At 73.3% G+C, this 17,890-nt stretch carries 1 protein-coding gene and 6 pseudogenes; all 7 read left to right on the top strand.

Translation table 11 applies throughout. The annotated features are described in order from the left end of the window. The first annotated feature begins 3 nt into the window (after positions 1–3). Positions 4–4,980 carry a type I polyketide synthase gene (locus AS97_RS17670; protein WP_210565253.1) on the top strand — a complete coding sequence of 1,659 codons (4,977 nt, stop codon included), beginning with the start codon at positions 4–6 and terminating at the stop codon, positions 4,978–4,980. 279 nt (positions 4,981–5,259) lie between these two features. After that, positions 5,260–14,721 (top strand): annotated as a pseudogene (locus AS97_RS49015) (type I polyketide synthase); the annotation flags it as partial. Positions 14,722–14,736: 15 nt separating this feature from the next. Beyond that, a pseudogene (locus AS97_RS49010) lies at positions 14,737–15,192 on the top strand (beta-ketoacyl reductase); the annotation flags it as partial. Between the two features lie 114 nt (positions 15,193–15,306). Continuing rightward, positions 15,307–16,017 (top strand): annotated as a pseudogene (locus AS97_RS49005) (polyketide synthase); the annotation flags it as partial. A gap of 30 nt (positions 16,018–16,047) precedes the next feature. Beyond that, positions 16,048–16,392 (top strand): annotated as a pseudogene (locus AS97_RS49000) (polyketide synthase); the annotation flags it as partial. Between the two features lie 12 nt (positions 16,393–16,404). Continuing rightward, positions 16,405–16,743, top strand: a pseudogene (locus tag AS97_RS48995) (ketoacyl-synthetase C-terminal extension domain-containing protein); the annotation flags it as partial. Between the two features lie 210 nt (positions 16,744–16,953). Further along, positions 16,954–17,850: pseudogene (locus tag AS97_RS48990) on the top strand (acyltransferase domain-containing protein); the annotation flags it as partial. Between the last annotated feature and the right edge of the window lie 40 nt (positions 17,851–17,890).

The following is a 17,890-nucleotide window of genomic DNA, read 5'->3' as shown; positions in this document are numbered from 1 at the left end:
TCCATGGCGACTGCGAACGAAGCCAAGCTCCGCGAATATCTGAAGAAGGTCACCACCGACCTCACCGCCGCCCACCGGCGGCTGCAGGAGGTCGACGACCAGGCCCATGAGCCGATCGCCATCGTGGGCATGAGCTGCCGCTTCCCCGGGGGTGTGCGCACCCCCGAGGAGCTGTGGGAACTCATGGCCTCCGGTGGCGAGGCGCAGACGGAGTTCCCGGCCGACCGCGGCTGGGACCTGCAGAACCTGTTCGACCCGGACCCGGACACCCCGGACACCACCTACACCCGCCAGGGCGGGTTCCTGGGCGATGCCACCCGGTTCGACGCGGCGTTCTTCGGGATCTCGCCGCGTGAGGCCATGGCGATGGACCCGCAGCAGCGGCTGCTGCTGGAGACCTCCTGGGAGGCGTTCGAGCGGGCCGGGATCGACCCGGCGTCCCTGCGCGGCAGCCGGACCGGTGTCTTCGCGGGGATGAACGCCTCCGACTATCTTTCGGTGGCGCTCGACGCCGAGGACGACTTCGGCGGCCACCTCGGCACGGGCAACGCCAGCAGCGTCGTCTCCGGCCGGCTCTCCTACGTCTTCGGCCTCGAGGGCCCGGCCGTCACGGTGGACACGGCCTGCTCCGCGTCACTGGTGGCGCTGCACCTGGCCGTCCAGTCGCTGCGGCTGGGCGAGTGCTCGCTCGCGCTGGCGGGCGGCGTCCATGTGATGTCCACCCCCGGTCTGTTCATCGAGTTCAGCCGCCAGCGCGGGCTGTCGCAGGACGGCCGCTGCAAGGCGTTCTCGGCGGACGCCGACGGCTTCGGCCCGGCCGAGGGCGTGGGCGTCCTGCTGCTGGAGCGGCTCTCGGAGGCCCGTCGCCGGGGCCACAAGGTGCTGGCCGTGGTGCGCGGCTCCGCCGTCAACCAGGACGGTGCGTCCAACGGTCTGACCGCGCCCAACGGCCCCTCCCAGCGGCGCGTCATCCAGCAGGCACTGGCCAACGCCCGGCTGTCCGGCGGCGATGTGGACGTCGTCGAGGCCCACGGCACGGGCACCTCGCTGGGCGACCCGATCGAGGCGCAGGCGCTGCTGGCCACCTACGGCCAGGACCGGCCCGAGGAACTGCCCCTGCTGCTCGGATCGGTGAAGTCCAACATCGGCCACACTCAGGGCGCCGCGGGCATCGCCGGGGTGATGAAGATGGTGCTGGCGATGGAGCACGGGGTGGTGCCCGAATCGCTGCACATCTCCGAGCCGTCCCCGCACATCGACTGGGCGGCGGGGAAGGTCGCGCTGGTCAGGTCGGCCACACCGTGGCCCGAGACCGGTCGCCCGCGCCGTGCGGCCATCTCCTCCTTCGGCTTCAGCGGCACCAACGCGCACACCATCATCGAGCAGGCCCCCGCCGAGGAGCCGGGCCCGGTCGAGCTGGTGTCCAAGCAGCCGGGTGTGCTGCCGTGGGTGCTCTCCGGCAAGAGCGAGGCGGCGCTGCGCGCCCAGGCGCGGCGGCTGCTGGACCGGCTCCACGACGAACCGGCGCTGCGCCCGGTGGACATCGGCCTGTCGCTGGCCACCACCCGCTCCGCGCTGGACCATCGCGGTGTGGTCCAGGGCCGGGACCGCGAGGAGCTGATGGCCGGGCTGAACGCGCTCGCCGACGGCGGCATGGCGGCCGGTGTGGAGCGGGGCACGGTGGTCGCGGGGCAGACGGCGTTCGTCTTCCCCGGGCAGGGGTCCCAGTGGGTGCGGATGGGCGTGGGGCTGATGGACGCCTCGCCCGTCTTCGCGGCCCACATCGAGGAGTGTGCCGCGGCGCTGGCGGAGTTCACCGACTGGTCGCTGGCGGATGTGCTGCGGGGGGCCGAGGGCGCGCCGTCGCTGGACCGGGTGGATGTGGTCCAGCCGGTGCTGTTCGCCGTGATGGTGTCCCTCGCCGAGCTGTGGCGTTCGCTGGGTGTCGTGCCGTCCGCGGTGATCGGCCACTCGCAGGGCGAGATCGCCGCCGCGTATGTGGCGGGGATCCTGTCCCTGAAGGACGCTGCCCGTGTGGTGGCGCTGCGCAGCCAGGCGATCGGCCGGGTGCTGGCGGGCAAGGGCGGCATGGTGTCGGTGGCGCTGCCGGTGGCGGACGTGCGCGAACGCATCGAGCCCTGGGGCGAGGAGCGCATCTCCATCGCGGCGGTCAACGGGCCGTCCTCGGTGGTCGTCTCCGGTGAGCCGACCGCGCTGGACGAGCTGCTGGCGTCCTGCGAGGCCGATGAGGTGCGGGCCCGCCGGGTGCCGGTGGACTACGCCTCGCACTCGGCCCAGGTCGAACTGCTCCGCGAGGAGCTGCTGGAGCTGCTGGCCCCCGTACAGCCGAAGAGCGCCCAGGTGCCGTTCCTGTCGACGGTGACGGGGGAGTGGGCCGAGGGTTCCGAGCTGGACGCCGAGTACTGGTTCACCAATCTGCGTCGCACGGTGGAGCTGGAGGGCGCCGTCCGGCGGTTGCTGGACGAGGGTTTCGGGGTGTTCATCGAGTCCAGCGCCCACCCCGTGCTGACGACGGGTGTGCAGGAGACCGCCGAGGACGCCGGTGTGGACGCGGCCGCGATCGGTTCGCTGCGCCGTGACGAGGGCGGACAGGGCCGCTTCTGGGCCTCCGTCGGCGAGGCGTGGTCGCGCGGGGTGAGCGTCGACTGGGAGGCCGTGTTCGACGGCACCGGCGCCCGCCGTATCGAACTGCCCACCTACGCCTTCCAGCAGCAGCGCTACTGGCCCGAGGCCGCGCCCGCACGGGTCGCCGGGCAGACCGGGCACGACCCCGTGGAGGCCAAGTTCTGGGCCGCCGTGGAGGCCGAGGACTGGCAGACGCTGGCCGCCGAGCTGACCGTCGACGGCGATCAGCCCATGAGCGCCGTTCTGCCCGCCCTGGCCACCTGGCGCAAGCAGGCCCGTGAGCAGTCCACAGTGGACGGCTGGCGGTACCGCGTGACGTGGAAGCCACTGGCCGAGGAGCGGTCCGCGCGGCTGTCCGGCGGCTGGCTCGTCGTCGCCCCGGCCGCCGAGGACGTCTGGACCGACGCGGTGGCCGGGGTGCTCGCAGAACGCGGCGCCGACGTACGGCGGATCGCCGTGGACACCGGCGCCGACGGCCGCGACGAGCTGGCCGAGCGGCTGCGCACCGCGCTCGCCGAGGCCGACGGCGGCTCGTTCGCCGGGGTCGTCTCGCTGCTGGCCCCCGCCGAAGGCGCGTACCCCGGACACGCCTCGCTGCCCGCCGGAACCGCCGCCCAGCTCGCGCTGATCCAGGCCCTCGGCGACGCCGGAATCGGCGCCCCGCTGTGGTGCCTGACCCACGGCGCCGTCTCCGTCGGCGCTTCGGACCGGCCGGCCGCCCCCGAGCAGGCGCTCGTCTGGGGACTGGGCCGGGTCGCCGCGCTGGAACACCTGGAGCGCTGGGGCGGTCTGATCGACCTGCCCGCCACGCCCGACGAGCGCGCCCTGGCCCGGCTGGTGGGCCTCCTCGCCTCCGACGGCGACGATGATCAGGCCGCGATCCGCGCCACCGGCCTCTTCGTGCCCCGCCTGGTGCGCGCCCCGCTGGCCGACACCTCCGCCGTACGGTCCTGGAAGCCGACCGGCACCACGCTGGTCACCGGCGGTACGGGACGGCTGGGCGGGCAGGTCGCCCGGTGGCTGGCCCGCAACGGCGCCGACCACCTGGTGCTGGCGAGCCTCAGGGGCCCGGACGCCCCCGGGGCCGTAGAGCTGGAGGCCGAGCTCACCGAGCTCGGCGCCAAGGTCACCCTCGCCGCCTGCGATGTGACCGACCGCGCGGCGCTCGCCGAGACCCTCGCGGCCATCCCGGCCGACCAGCCGCTGACCGCCGTCGTGCACACCGCCGCGGTCATCGAGGACGGCGTGATCGAGGGGCTGACCCCGGATCAGGTCGAGCGGGTGCTGCGGCTCAAGGTGGACGCCACGCGCCATCTGCACGAGCTCACCCGGGACCTGGACCTGACCGCGTTCGTGCTGTGCTCGCACTTCTCCGCCACCTTCGGCGCACCCGGCCAGAGCAACCAGGCGCCCGGCAACGCCTTCCTGCACTCCTTCGCCGAACAGCGCCGCGCGGACGGGCTGCCCGCCACCACGCTGACCTTCGGCCCGTGGGGCGACGGCGCCACGGTGGACGGCGCGGTCGGCGACCGGATGCGCCGCCACGGCATCAACGAGATGGCGCCGGAACCGGCCACCACCACCCTCCAGCACGCACTGGACCGGGACGAGACCGCGCTGACCGTCATCGACATGGACTGGCGGCGCTTCACCCTCGCCTTCACCGCCGACCGGCCGCGTCCGCTGCTGCACGAGCTGCCCGAGGCCCGCGAGGTCGTCGAGGAGATGGCCACCGCCGAGGCCGACGGCGGCGGCGCGGCCGCCGGGGCGGCCCTGGCCGGACAGCTCGCGGCGCTGCCGGAGACCGAGCGGGAGCGGGTGCTGCTGGATCTGGTGCGCAGCGCGGTGGCCGCCGTGCTGGGCCACTCCGGCGCCCAGGCGATCGAGGCGGGCCGGGCCTTCAAGGAGCTGGGCTTCGACTCGCTGACCGCCGTCGAACTCCGCAACCGGCTCGGCGCCGCGAGCGGGCTGAAGCTGCCCCCGAGCCTGATCTTCGACCACCCGACCCCGGCCGCCGTGGCCGCCTACCTGCGGGCCGGGATCGCGCCCGACGAGGCGGCCGACGGCACCGCGGTGCTCGAAGAACTCGACAAGCTGGAGACCGCGCTCACCGGCACCGCGCCCGACAACATCACCCGGGCCCGGATCACCATGCGCCTGCAGTCGCTGATGGCGAAGTGGAATGAGTCGGACGGCACGGCGGTCACCGCCGAACCCGCCACCACGGCGGCGCCGGAGCGCCCGGCGAAGGACACGGTCGACGCCGAGCAGCTCCAGTCGGCCAGCGACGAAGAGCTCTTCGCATTCATCAACAAGGGTCTCGGAAGGGCATGACGGGAATTCTGCTATTGACGTCGTTCTCGATGTCGGCCAGGATTTTCCATATCCTTCAATAGAGTTGCTGAATACCGGTTGCCCCCTATCGCTCCCTGGGTCTCCAGGGGGTCGTAGGGGGCATCTAGGGGTTGTTGTGAGGGTTAGTTCGCACATAGCCTCTCAGCGAGAAGTCGACTGATTTGGTTGTTGGTTACCGGCTCCCCTGTTGAGGATCTGTGGAGCATTTCCGATGCCGTCTGCCGTAATTGGATTGCGTAAATGGCGAATGAAGAGACGCTGCGGGACTACCTCAAGCTGGTAACGGCGGATCTGCACCAGACTCGCCTCCGCCTGCAAGAGGCCGAGGCGAAGAACCACGACCCCATCGCGATCGTGGGGATCGGCTGCCGTTATCCCGGGGGCGTTCAGTCGCCCGAGGACCTGTGGCGCATCGTCAGCGAGGGCGTCGACGCGGTCAGCGAGTTCCCGCTGGACCGCGGGTGGAATGTCGACACGATGTACCACCCGGACCCGGACCACCCCGGCACCAGCTATGTGCACGAGGGCGGATTCGTCGACGGCATAGCCGATTTCGACCCGGCGCTGTTCGGCATCAGTCCGCGAGAAGCGCTCGGCATGGACCCGCAGCAGCGGATGCTGCTGGAGACGTCCTGGGAGGCGTTCGAGCGGGCCGGAATCGACCCGGTCGCGGTGCGCGGCCGGCAGATCGGCGTCTTCGTCGGCACCAGCAATCACGATTACCTGGGCGCGATCCTCAGTTCCAACGAGAACTTCGAGGGTTATTTCGGTACCGGTAACGCCGCGAGCGTCGCCTCCGGCCGCCTTTCCTACACCTTCGGTTTCGAGGGCCCGGCCGTCACCGTCGACACCGCCTGCTCCTCCTCGCTGGTGGCGCTCCACCTCGCCGTCCAGGCGCTGCGCAACGGAGAATGCTCGCTCGCGCTCGCCGGCGGCGCGACCCTCATGTGCGCGCCCGGCGTCTTCGTCGACTACAGCAAGATGCGCGGACTGGCCCTCGACGGCCGCTCCAAGCCCTTCGCCCCGGAGGCCGACGGCTTCTGCCTGGGCGAGGGCGTCGGCATGCTGCTCGTCGAGCGGCTGTCGGACGCCCAGCGCAAGGGCCACCCGGTCCTCGCCGTGGTCCGTGGCTCCGCCGTCAACCAGGACGGCGCGTCCAACGGCCTCACCTCGCCCAACGGCCCCTCGCAGCAGCGCGTCATCCTCCAGGCGCTGGCCAACGCCCGCCTCAGCCCCGATCAGGTCGACGCCGTCGAGGCCCACGGCACCGGCACCGCCCTCGGCGACCCCATCGAGGCCCAGGCGCTGCTCGCCACCTACGGCCAGGACCGGCCCGAGGGCAAACCGCTGCTCATCGGCTCCATCAAGTCCAACATCGGCCACGCCCAGGCGGGCGCCGGTGTCAGCGGTGTCATCAAGATGGTCATGGCGATGCGGCACGGTGTGCTGCCCAAGACCCTCCACCTCACCGAGCCCACCCCGCACGTCGACTGGACGGCCGGGGACGTCGAACTGCTCACCGCCACCACCGAGTGGCCCCAGGACCCCGAGGGCGCGACCCCGCGCCGTGCGGGCGTCTCGTCGTTCGGCATGAGCGGCACCAATGTGCACACCATCCTCGAGGAGCCCCCGGCCCTCGCCGCCCCCGCCGAGAGCGGCGAACCGGAGCCGGAGCGGGCCGAACCGCCCCTGGTCCCGGTCGTGCTCTCCGGCAAGGACGAGCGGGCGCTGCGCGCCCAGGCCCTCCGGCTGCGGACCCATCTGACCGCCAACCCCGGCCACCGCCTCGCCGACCTCGGCTACTCCCAGGCCGTCACCCGCGCCGCCCTCGACCGCCGTGCCGTGGTCCTCGCGGCCGATCACGACGAACTCCTCGCGGGCCTCGACGCGCTCGCCGAAGGCCGCCACCACCCCGAGCTGGCCGAGGGGCTGGCCGCCGAGGGCAAGGTCGCGTTCCTCTTCACCGGCCAGGGCAGCCAGCGGCTCGGCATGGGCCGTGAGCTGTACGAGACCTACCCGGTGTTCGCCGAGGCGCTGGACGCGGTCTGCGCCCAGCTCGACCGCTTCCTCGACCGGCCGCTGAAGGACGTGCTGTTCGGCGACGACGCCGCCACGCTCGACCGGACCGGTTTCACTCAGCCCGCGCTGTTCGCGATCGAGGTGGCCCTCTTCCGCCTCGTCGAATCCTGGGGACTGCGCCCCGACTTCCTCGCCGGTCACTCCATCGGCGAGCTCACCGCCGCCCATGTCGCCGGGGTGCTCTCGCTCACCCACGCCTCCGCCCTGGTGGCCGCGCGCAGCCAGCTCATGCAGCAACTCCCCGCCGGTGGCGCGATGATCGCGATGCAGGCGTCGGAGGACGAGGTGGCGCCGCTGCTGACCGAGCGCGTCTCCATCGCCGCGCTCAACGGGCCCACCTCGGTGGTCATCGCGGGTGACGAGGACGCGGCGCTGGAGATCGCGGCGTCCTTCGAGGCGCGGGGCCGCAAGACCAAGCGGCTCACCGTCAGCCACGCCTTCCACTCCCCGCACATGGACGGGATGCTGGAGAACTTCCGTCAGGTCGCCGAGCGGCTGACCTACGAGGCTCCGAAGATCCCGATCGTCTCCAACCTCACCGGTGCGATCGTCTCCGCCGACGAGATCACCACGCCCGACTTCTGGGTCCGCCACGTCCGCGAGGCCGTCCGCTTCCTCGACGGCGTCCGCCGCCTCGAGGACCACGGCGTGACCACCTTCGTCGAACTGGGCCCCGACGGAGTGCTCTCCGCCATGGCCCAGGAGTGCGTGACCGGCGGCCGGAACCGCACGTTCGCGTTCCTGCCCGCCCTGCGCTCCGGCCGCCCCGAGGCCCGCACCCTGGGCCACGCGCTCGCCCAGGCCCAGGTCCGCGGCGTGCCCGTGGACTGGGCCACGTACTACGCGGGCACCGGCGCCCGCCGCGTCGAGCTGCCCACCTACGCCTTCCAACGGCAGCGCTACTGGCCCGCCAACCCCTTCTCGTACGGCCCCGACCCCGCCGAAGCCGAAGCCGCCGCCCCGGCCGTGGCCGACGCCCGGTTCTGGGAGGTCGTGCACAGCGAGGACCTGGCCGCCCTGGTCGACACCCTCGGCCTCGACGGCGACCAGCCCCTCAGCGAGGTGCTGCCCGTCCTGTCCGCGTGGCGTCGGCGCAGCCACGTCGACACCACCGTCGACGGCTGGCGCTACCGCATCACCTGGACACCGCTGCCACAGACCCAGGCCAAGCCGCTCACCGGCACCTGGCTCGTGGTCACTCCCGAGGGGGGCGCGGAGGACCCCTGGGTGGCCGAGTCGCTGCGGCTGCTTGCCGAACGCGGTGTCACGGTCCACGAGATCGCGGTCGACGGCACCACGGCCGACCGCACGGCCCTCGCCGAGCGCATCCGCACGGCTCTGACCCCGGACCCGGCGCCGGAGACCGGCGGGGCCCCGCACATCGACGGTGTGCTCTCCCTGCTCGGCCTGGACGAGCGCCCGCACGACCGGCACCCCTCCCTCACCGCCGGGCTCGCGGGGACCCTCACCCTCGTCCAGGCCCTCGGTGACGCCGAGGTCGATGCCCCGCTGTGGGCCGCCACCCGCGGCGCGGTCTCCGTCGGCCGCTCCGACCGGCTCAGCAGCCCCGACCAGGCCCAGATCTGGGGCCTCGGCCGCACCGCGGCCCTCGAACACCCCGAGCGCTGGGGCGGTCTGATCGACCTGCCCGAGACCGCCGACGACCGCGCCCTCGGGCGGCTCGCCGACATCCTCGCCGGGCCCGAGGGCATCAGCGGTGAGGACCACCTCGCGATCCGCCCGCAGGGCATCCACGTCCGCCGGCTGGCCCGCGCACCGCACCACGAGACCACCGGCGACGGCTGGAGCACCCACGGCACCGCGCTGATCACCGGCGGCACCGGCGCCCTCGGCGGCCACGTCGGCCGCTGGCTCGTGGCCCACGGCGCCCAGCACATCCTGCTGACCAGCCGCCGCGGCCCCGACGCCCCCGGCGCCACCGAGCTGCGCGACGAACTCACCGCTCTCGGCGCCCAGGTGACCATCGCCGCCTGCGACGTCGCCGACCGCGACGCCCTCGCCGGGCTGCTGGCGACCGTCCCCGCGGACCTTCCGCTGACCACGGTCGTGCACGCCGCCGGAGTGCTGGACGACGGTGTGCTCGACGCGCAGACCCCGCGGCGGATGGCCGATGTGCTGCGCGCCAAGGCCGACGCCGCCCGCCATCTGCACGAGCTCACGCGCGGCCTCGACCTGTCCGCCTTCGTGCTCTTCTCCTCCATGGCCGCCACCTTCGGCGCCGCGGGCCAGGCCAACTACGTGGCCGCCAACGCCTACCTCGACGCGCTCGCCGAGCAGCGCCGCGCCGAGGGCCTGCCCGCCACCTCCATGGCCTGGGGCGCCTGGGCCGACGGCGGCATGGCCACCGACGAGCTGGTGGCCGAGCGGCTCCGGCAGTCCGGGCTGCCCGCCCTCGCCCCCGAACCGGCGACCGCCGCCCTGGGCGCCGCGCTCGACCTGGACGAGACGTTCTCCCTCGTCGTCGACATCGAATGGGACCGGTTCGCGCCCGGCCTCTCCGGCCACCGCCCGAACCCGCTGCTCGCCGAGCTCGCCGAGGCGCGCCGCGCGATCGAGGCGGCGCGCACCGCCACCGGCGGCCCCGCCATCCCCGGCCAGCCCACCTCGCTGGCCCAGCGGCTGACCGACGCCGGCACCGACGAGGAACGCGACCAGATCGCCCTGGACTTCGTCCGCACCCAGGTGGCCGTCGTCCTCGGCCACCCCGGACCGGACTCGGTGGAGCCCAGCCGCGCCTTCCGCGACCTCGGCTTCGACTCGCTGACCGCCGTCGAGATCCGCAACCTGCTCTCCACCCTCACCGGGCTGAAGCTGCCCGCCACCATCATCTTCGACTACCCCACCCCGATCGCCCTCGCCGACCATCTGCGGGCCGAACTCATCGGCTCGCGCCCGGTGGTGTCCGGTGCGTCGTCGGTTGGCGTGGCGCTGGACGACGACCCCATCGCGATCGTCGGCATGAGCTGCCGCTTCCCCGGTGGCGTGCGCTCGCCCGAGGAGCTGTGGCGGCTGCTGGCGTCCGGGCAGGACGCGGTGACGGGCTTCCCCGCCGACCGCGGCTGGGACCTGGAGACGCTGTACGACCCGGAGGGCACGGGCGAGCACACCAGCTACGTCCGCGAGGGCGGATTCCTGGCCGATGCCGCCGAGTTCGACCCCGTTTTCTTCGGGATCTCGCCGCGTGAGGCGCTTGCCATGGATCCGCAGCAGCGGTTGCTGCTGGAGACCTCGTGGGAGGCGTTCGAGCGGGCCGGGATCGACCCGACCACGCTGCGCGGTCAGCAGGTCGGCGTGTTCGCCGGTACCAACGGCCAGGACTATCTGCCCGTCATCCTGTCCGCCCCCGACGGCTCCGAAGGCTTCATGGGGACGGGCAACGCGGCCAGTGTGTTGTCTGGTCGGGTGTCGTATGCGCTGGGTCTTGAGGGCCCGGCGGTGACGGTGGATACGGCGTGTTCGTCGTCGTTGGTGGCGTTGCACTGGGCGATTCAGGCGTTGCGGGCGGGTGAGTGCTCGTTGGCGTTGGCCGGTGGTGTGACGGTGATGTCGACGCCGGGTTCGTTCGTGGACTTCAGCCGTCAGCGGGGGTTGGCGGAGGATGGCCGGATCAAGGCGTTCGCGGCTGGTGCGGATGGCACCGGTTGGGGCGAGGGCGTGGGCATGCTGCTCGTCGAGAGGCTGTCCGAGGCCCGCGAGAACGGCCACCCGGTGCTGGCGGTCGTCCGTGGCAGCGCCATCAACCAGGATGGTGCGTCCAACGGTCTGACGGCGCCGAACGGTCCCTCGCAGCAGCGGGTGATCCGGCAGGCGCTGGCCGGTGCGGGTCTTTCCGCGTCCGAGGTGGACGCGGTCGAGGCCCATGGCACCGGCACCAAGCTGGGCGACCCGATCGAGGCCCAGGCCCTGCTCGCCACCTACGGCCAGGAGCGCGACGCCGACCAGCCGCTGTGGCTCGGCTCCATCAAGTCCAACTTCGGCCATACGCAGGCCGCGGCCGGTGTCGCCGGTGTGATGAAGATGGTGCTGGCCATCCAGCACGGCATGCTGCCGCAGACTCTCCACGTGGACGAGCCGTCGCCGCATGTGGACTGGTCGGCGGGCGCGGTCTCGCTGCTGACCGAGGCGCGGGAGTGGCCGGAGACCGGCCGTCCGCGCCGGGCCGCCGTGTCCTCGTTCGGCATCAGCGGCACCAACGCGCACACCATCATCGAGCAGGCCCCCGCGGACGCGGACGGGACCGAGGACCCGGCGCCCGCCGCCGCGCCCCGGTCCGGCGTCCCGGCCGCCTGGGTGCTCTCCGCCAAGTCCCCCGAGGGCCTGCGCGACCAGGCCGTACGGCTGCGCGCCCACCTCGGCGAGCGCCCCGAGCTGGACCTCACCGATGTGGCGTTCACCCTCGCCACGCGCCGTACCGCCTTCGAGGAGCGCGCGGTGCTCGTCGCGGAGGACCGGGACGGGCTGCTGTCCGGCCTGGAGGCGCTCGCCGAGGGGCGTACGGCGGCCGGGCTCGTTCAGGACGCGGTGGCCGGTGGCAAGCTGGCCTTCCTGTTCACCGGGCAGGGCAGCCAGCGGCTCGGCATGGGCCGTGAGCTGTACGACACCTTCCCGGTGTTCGCGGACGCGCTGGACGAGGTGTGCGCCCACCTGGACGCGCATCTGGAGCGGCCGCTGCGGGAGGTGCTGTTCGGCGAGGACGCCGAGGCGCTGGACCGGACCGGTTTCACCCAGCCCGCGCTGTTCGCGGTCGAGGTGGCGCTGTTCCGCCTGGTCGAGGCATGGGGACTGAAGGCGGACCTCCTCTCCGGGCATTCGATCGGCGAGCTGGCCGCCGCGCACGTGGCGGATGTGCTGTCGCTCGCGGACGCGGCGAAGCTGGTGGCGGCGCGCGGGCGGCTGATGCAGGAGCTTCCGGCGGGTGGCGCGATGATCGCGGTGCAGGCGTCGGAGGACGAGGTGCTGCCCCTGCTGACCGAGCGGGTCAGCATCGCCGCGCTCAACGGGCCGGCGTCGGTGGTCATCGCGGGTGACGAGGACGAGGCTGTCGCGCTTGCCGATGGTTTCGAGGCGCGGGGTCGGAAGACCAAGCGGCTCACGGTCAGCCATGCGTTCCACTCGCCGCGCATGGACGGGATGCTGGACGCGTTCCGCGAGGTCGCGGAGGGCCTGACCTACGAGGCCCCGCGCATTCCGATCGTGTCCAACCTGACCGGGACCGTCGTCTCCGCCGAGGAGATCACGACCGCCGACTTCTGGGTGCGCCACGTCCGCGAGGCCGTCCGCTTCCTCGACGGCGTCCGCACGTTGGAGGCCCAGGGCGTCACCACGTACGTCGAACTCGGCCCCGACGGTGTCCTCACCGCCATGGCCCAGGAGTGTGTGACCGGCGAGGACGCCGCCTTCGCCGCCGTGCTGCGCAAGGACCGTCCCGAGGCCGAGGCCCTGCTGTCGGCCGTCGCGCGGGCGCATGTGCGTGGGGCGGCGGTGGACTGGGCGGCGTACTACGCCCGAACCGGCGCCGCGCAGGTCGAGCTGACCGCATTTCCGACGTATCCCTTCCAGCGGCAGCGCTACTGGCCGAAGGTCTCCTCGCTGTTCCTCGGCGATGTGGCCGCGGTCGGGCTGGGCGAGGCCGAGCATCCGCTGCTCGGCGCCAGCGCCGAACTGCCCGACGCGGACGGGATGCTGTTCACTGGGCGGCTGGCGCTCTCGACCCATCCGTGGCTCGCGGGCCACACCATCCTGGACACCGTGCTGCTGCCCGGCACCGCGTTCGTGGAGCTGGCGATCCGCGCCGGTGACCAGGTCGGCTGTGACTACCTCGAAGAGCTGACCCTCGAAGCGCCGCTGGTCCTGCCCGCGCAGGGCGGTGTCCAGCTGCGGCTGTCGGTCGGTGCGGCCGACGAAACGGGCCGCCGCCCGCTGTCGCTGCACTCCCGGCTGGAGAGCCTGCCCGCCGAGGAGCCATGGACCCGGCACGCCGCCGGTGTCCTGGCGTCCGGCGGCCGTCCGGAGGCGTCGTTCGAGCTGAGCGCATGGCCCCCGGCGGACGCGGCCGAGGTGGAGCTGGACGGCCGCTACGAGGGCCTGCTGGACATCGGTTTCGCCTACGGCCCCGCGTTCCAGGGGCTGCGCAGGGCGTGGCAGCGCGGCGGCGAGGTGTTCGCCGAGGTGGCGCTGGACGAGGAGACGGCCGAGGAGGCCGCCGCGTTCGGCCTGCACCCGGCGCTGCTGGACTCCGCCCTGCACGCCATCGGCCTGGCCGGCCTGGGCAACACGGGTGGGGAAGGGCGGCTGCCGTTCGCCTGGACCGGTGTGTCGCTGTACGCGAGCGGCGCCTCGGCGCTGCGCGTGCGGCTGGCCCCCGCGGGCGCCGAGGGCGTCCGGCTGGAGATCGCCGACACCACCGGTGCGCCGGTCGCGGCCGTCGAGACGCTCGGGCTGCGCCCGGTCTCGGCCGAGCAGCTGCGGAGCGCGCGCACGTCCTCCCACGAGTCGCTGTTCCACCTGGAGTGGACGACGCCGACCGGCCTCGCCGACACGGCCGGAGCCGATGTGCCGGCCGACGGCCGGTGGGCGGTGCTGGGCGCCGATCCGCTCGGGCTCGGGACAACGGCGTACGGGGACCTTGCGACGCTGGCCGATGCGGTCACCGCGGGCACGGCGCCCGCGCCCGAGTACGTCGTCGTGTCGCCGTCCGCCGAGACCGGTGAGCGGGTGGCCCGTGCGGCGCACCGCGCCGCCGCCGTGGCGCTCGATGTCGTCCAGCGGTGGCTCGACGAGGAGCGGTTCGGGGACGCCCCGCTGGTCGTGGTGACCCGTGGCGCGGTGGCCGTCGAGGCCGACGAGCCGGTGGCGGATCTGGCCGGTGCGGCCGTGTGGGGTCTGCTGCGCTCGGCGCAGTCGGAGAACCCGGGCCGGTTCGTCCTGGTGGACACCGACGGCCGGGACGAGTCGCTGCGTGCGCTGCCCGCCGCCCTGGCCTCGGACGAGCCGCAGTTGGCGATCCGCGCGGGCGCGGTGTCCGTGCCGCGGCTGGCGCGGGTGGCCGTGGAGCCGGAGGCCGACGACGCCCGGGGTCTCGACTCCGAGGGCACGGTGCTGGTGACCGGTGCGTCCGGTTCGCTGGGCGGTCTGGTGGCCCGGCATCTGGTGGCCGAGCGTGGCGTACGGCAGCTCCTGCTGGTGAGCCGTCGCGGCGACCAGGCTCCTGGTGCTGCCGAACTCGACGCCGAATTGGCCGAGATGGGTGCAAGCGTGCGCTGGGCGGCGTGTGATGTGGCGGACCGGGACGCGCTCGCCGCGACCCTCGCCGCCATCCCCGCCGAGCATCCGCTGACCGCCGTCGTGCATACCGCCGGTGTGCTGGACGACGGCGTGATCGGCTCCCTCACCCCCGAGCGCGTCGACCACGTCATGCGCCCGAAGGTGGACGCGGCGTGGAACCTCCACGAGCTGACCCGCGACCTGAACTTGACGGCCTTCGTGCTGTTCTCGTCCTCCTCCGGCGTGTTCGGCGGCCCGGGCCAGGGCAACTACGCCGCGTCCAACGTCTTCCTGGACGCCCTCGCCCAGCACCGCGCCGCCCAGGGCCTGCCGGCCACCGCGCTGGCGTGGGGTCTGTGGGCCGGGGCCGGTATGGGCAGCACCCTGGACGAGGCCGACATCGCCCGGATGCGGCGGGCCGGACTGCCGCCGCTGCCGGTGGCGGAGGGCCTCGCGCTGCTCGACACCGCGCTGACCGTCCGCGAGGCGTCGCTGGTGCCGATGCGGGTGGACATCGCGGCCCTGCGCACCCTGGCCGCCAGTGGCGCGGTCTCGCCCCTGTTCCGCGGTCTGGTGCGGATCCCGGCGCGGCGCACGGTGGACGCGGTCGCGGCGGCCGGCGAGACCGGTCTTGCCGGGCGGCTCGCCGGGCTGTCCGAGCCCGAGCAGGAGCGGCTGCTGCTGGACCTGGTCCGTGGCCAGGTGGCCACCGTGCTCGGCTACGCCGGTGCGGAGACCATCGGTTCGGGCCGGGCGTTCAAGGAGCTGGGCTTCGACTCGCTGACCGCCGTCGAGCTGCGCAACCAGCTCAACACGGTCACCGGACTGCGGCTGCCCGCCACGCTCATCTTCGACTACCCGGACCCGCAGGTCCTGGCCCGCCATCTGCGCACCGAACTCGTCGGCGCGCAGACCCCGGCGGTGCACACCCCGGTGCCGGTCATGGCCGCCACCGACGACGAGCCGATCGCCATCGTGGCGATGAGCTGCCGCTACCCCGGCGGGGTCACCACCCCCGAGGAGCTGTGGCAGCTGCTCGCCGCGGGCGAGGACGGCATCTCCCGCTTCCCCGACAACCGCGGCTGGGACCTCGAGGCGCTCTACGACCCGGACCCGGAGACCCAGGGCACCTCCTACGCCCGCGAGGGCGGATTCCTGCACGACGCCGCCGAGTTCGACCCGGCGTTCTTCGGGATCTCGCCGCGCGAGGCGCTGGCCATGGACCCGCAGCAGCGGCTGCTGCTGGAGACGTCGTGGGAGGCGTTCGAGCGCGCCGGTATCGACCCGCTGTCCGTGCGCGGCAGCAGGACCGGTGTGTTCGCGGGCGTCATGTACCACGACTACGGATCCCGGCTGCACGCCGTTCCGAACGAGGTCGAGGGCTATCTCGGCACCGGCAGCTCCAGCAGTGTGGTGTCCGGCCGGGTGGCGTACACCTTCGGTCTGGAGGGCCCGGCCGTCACGGTCGACACGGCCTGCTCGTCGTCGCTGGTGGCACTGCACCTGGCCGCACAGGCGCTGCGCCAGGGCGAATGCTCGCTGGCGCTGGCCGGTGGTGTCACGGTGATGTTCACCCCGGGTACGTTCATCGACTTCAGCCGCCAGCGCGGACTGGCCAGGGACGGCCGCTGCAAGTCCTTCGCGGCGGCCGCCGACGGCACCGGCTGGGGCGAGGGCGCGGGCATGCTGCTGCTGGAGCGGCTGTCGGACGCCCGCCGCAACGGCCATGAGGTGCTCGCGATCGTGCGCGGCAGCGCCGTCAACCAGGACGGTGCGTCGAACGGCCTGACCGCGCCCAACGGCCCGTCCCAGCAGCGCGTCATCCGCCAGGCGCTGGCCAATGCCCGCCTGACCACCGGTGAGGTGGACGTGGTCGAGGCGCACGGCACGGGCACGACGCTGGGCGACCCGATCGAGGCGCAGGCGCTGCTGGCCACCTACGGTCAGGAGCGGGACGCGGAGCGGCCCCTGTGGCTGGGCTCCGTCAAGTCCAACCTGGGCCACACCCAGGCGGCCTCCGGTGTCGCCGGAATCATCAAGATGGTGCTGTCGATGCGGCACGGTGTGCTGCCGCGCACCCTGCACGTGGACGAGCCGTCGCCGCACGTGGACTGGTCGGCGGGCGCGGTGTCGCTGCTCACCGAGCAGATGGAGTGGCCGGAGACCGGCCGTCCGCGCCGCGCCGCGGTGTCCTCGTTCGGCATCAGCGGCACCAACGCCCACGCCATCATCGAGCAGCCGCCCGCCCCCGAGTCGAGCGAGCCCGCGACGGAGCCCGAGGCCCTGCCGTACGTGCCCGTGCTGCTGTCGGCCCGCACCGAGGACGGTGTGCGGGCGCAGGCGCGGCGGCTGCGGTCGCGGATCGCCGCCGAACCCCGGGCCGGCCTCACCGACCTGGGCTTCTCGCTCGCGACCACCCGCGCCGCGCTCGAACACCGCGTCGCCCTGGTCGCCGAGGGCCACGACGACGCGCTGGACGCGCTGGACGCGCTGGCGCGCGGTGACCATCCGGCGCAGGCGCTGCGCGGTGTCGCCACCGAGGGCAAGGTGGCGTTCCTGTTCACCGGCCAGGGCAGCCAGCGGCTCGGCATGGGCCGCGAGCTGTACCGGACGTTCCCGCGCTTCGCACAGGCGCTGGACGAGGTGTGCGCGCATCTGGACGGGCACCTCGAACGGCCGCTGCGCGATGTGCTGTTCGGTGACGACGCCGAGGCACTCGACCAGACCGGCTTCACCCAGCCCGCGCTGTTCGCCATCGAGGTGGCGCTGTTCCGGCTGGTCGAGGCGTGGGGTCTGAAGGCGGACTACGTGTCCGGCCACTCCATCGGCGAGCTGGCCGCCGCGCATGTGGCCGGTGTGTTCTCGCTCGCCGACGCCTCCGTGCTGGTGGCCGCCCGTGGCCGCCTCATGCAGGAGCTGCCCGCCGGTGGCGCGATGATCGCTCTCCAGGCGTCCGAGGACGAGGTGACGCCGCTGCTCACCGACCGCGTGAGCATCGCCGCCCTCAACGGCCCGCACTCCGTGGTCATCGCGGGTGACGAGGACGCGGCGACGCAGATCGCGGCGGACTTCGAGGCGCGGGGTCGCAAGACCAAGCGGCTCACGGTCAGCCACGCCTTCCACTCGCCGCACATGGACCCGATGCTCGCGGACTTCCGCAAGCTGGCCGCGTGCCTGACCTACAACGCCCCGAAGATCCCGCTGGTGTCCTGCCTCACCGGCACCGTGGTCTCCGCCGACGAGATCCGCCTGCCGGAGTTCTGGGTGCGCCATGTCCGGGAGTCCGTCCGCTTCGCCGACGGTGTCCGCACCCTGCGCGACCAGGGTGTGACCACCTTCCTGGAGCTCGGCCCGGACGGGGTGCTCTCCGCGATGGGCGAGGACTGCCTCGCCGAGACGGAGACCGGGACCGGGACCGGGACCGGGACCGGGACCGAAGGGGAGGCCGGCACCGACGCGGCGTTCGTCCCCACCCTGCGCAGTGGCCGCTCCGAGGCCCAGGCGCTCGCCACCGCCCTCGCCCACG

Origin of the sequence: Streptomyces sp. AgN23 (assembly GCF_001598115.1) — a bacterium.
Taxonomy (GTDB): Bacteria; Actinomycetota; Actinomycetes; order Streptomycetales; family Streptomycetaceae; genus Streptomyces; species Streptomyces antimycoticus.
The sequence above is the reverse complement of the archived record's forward strand: the minus strand, read 5'-3'. Positions and strand labels throughout refer to the sequence as shown.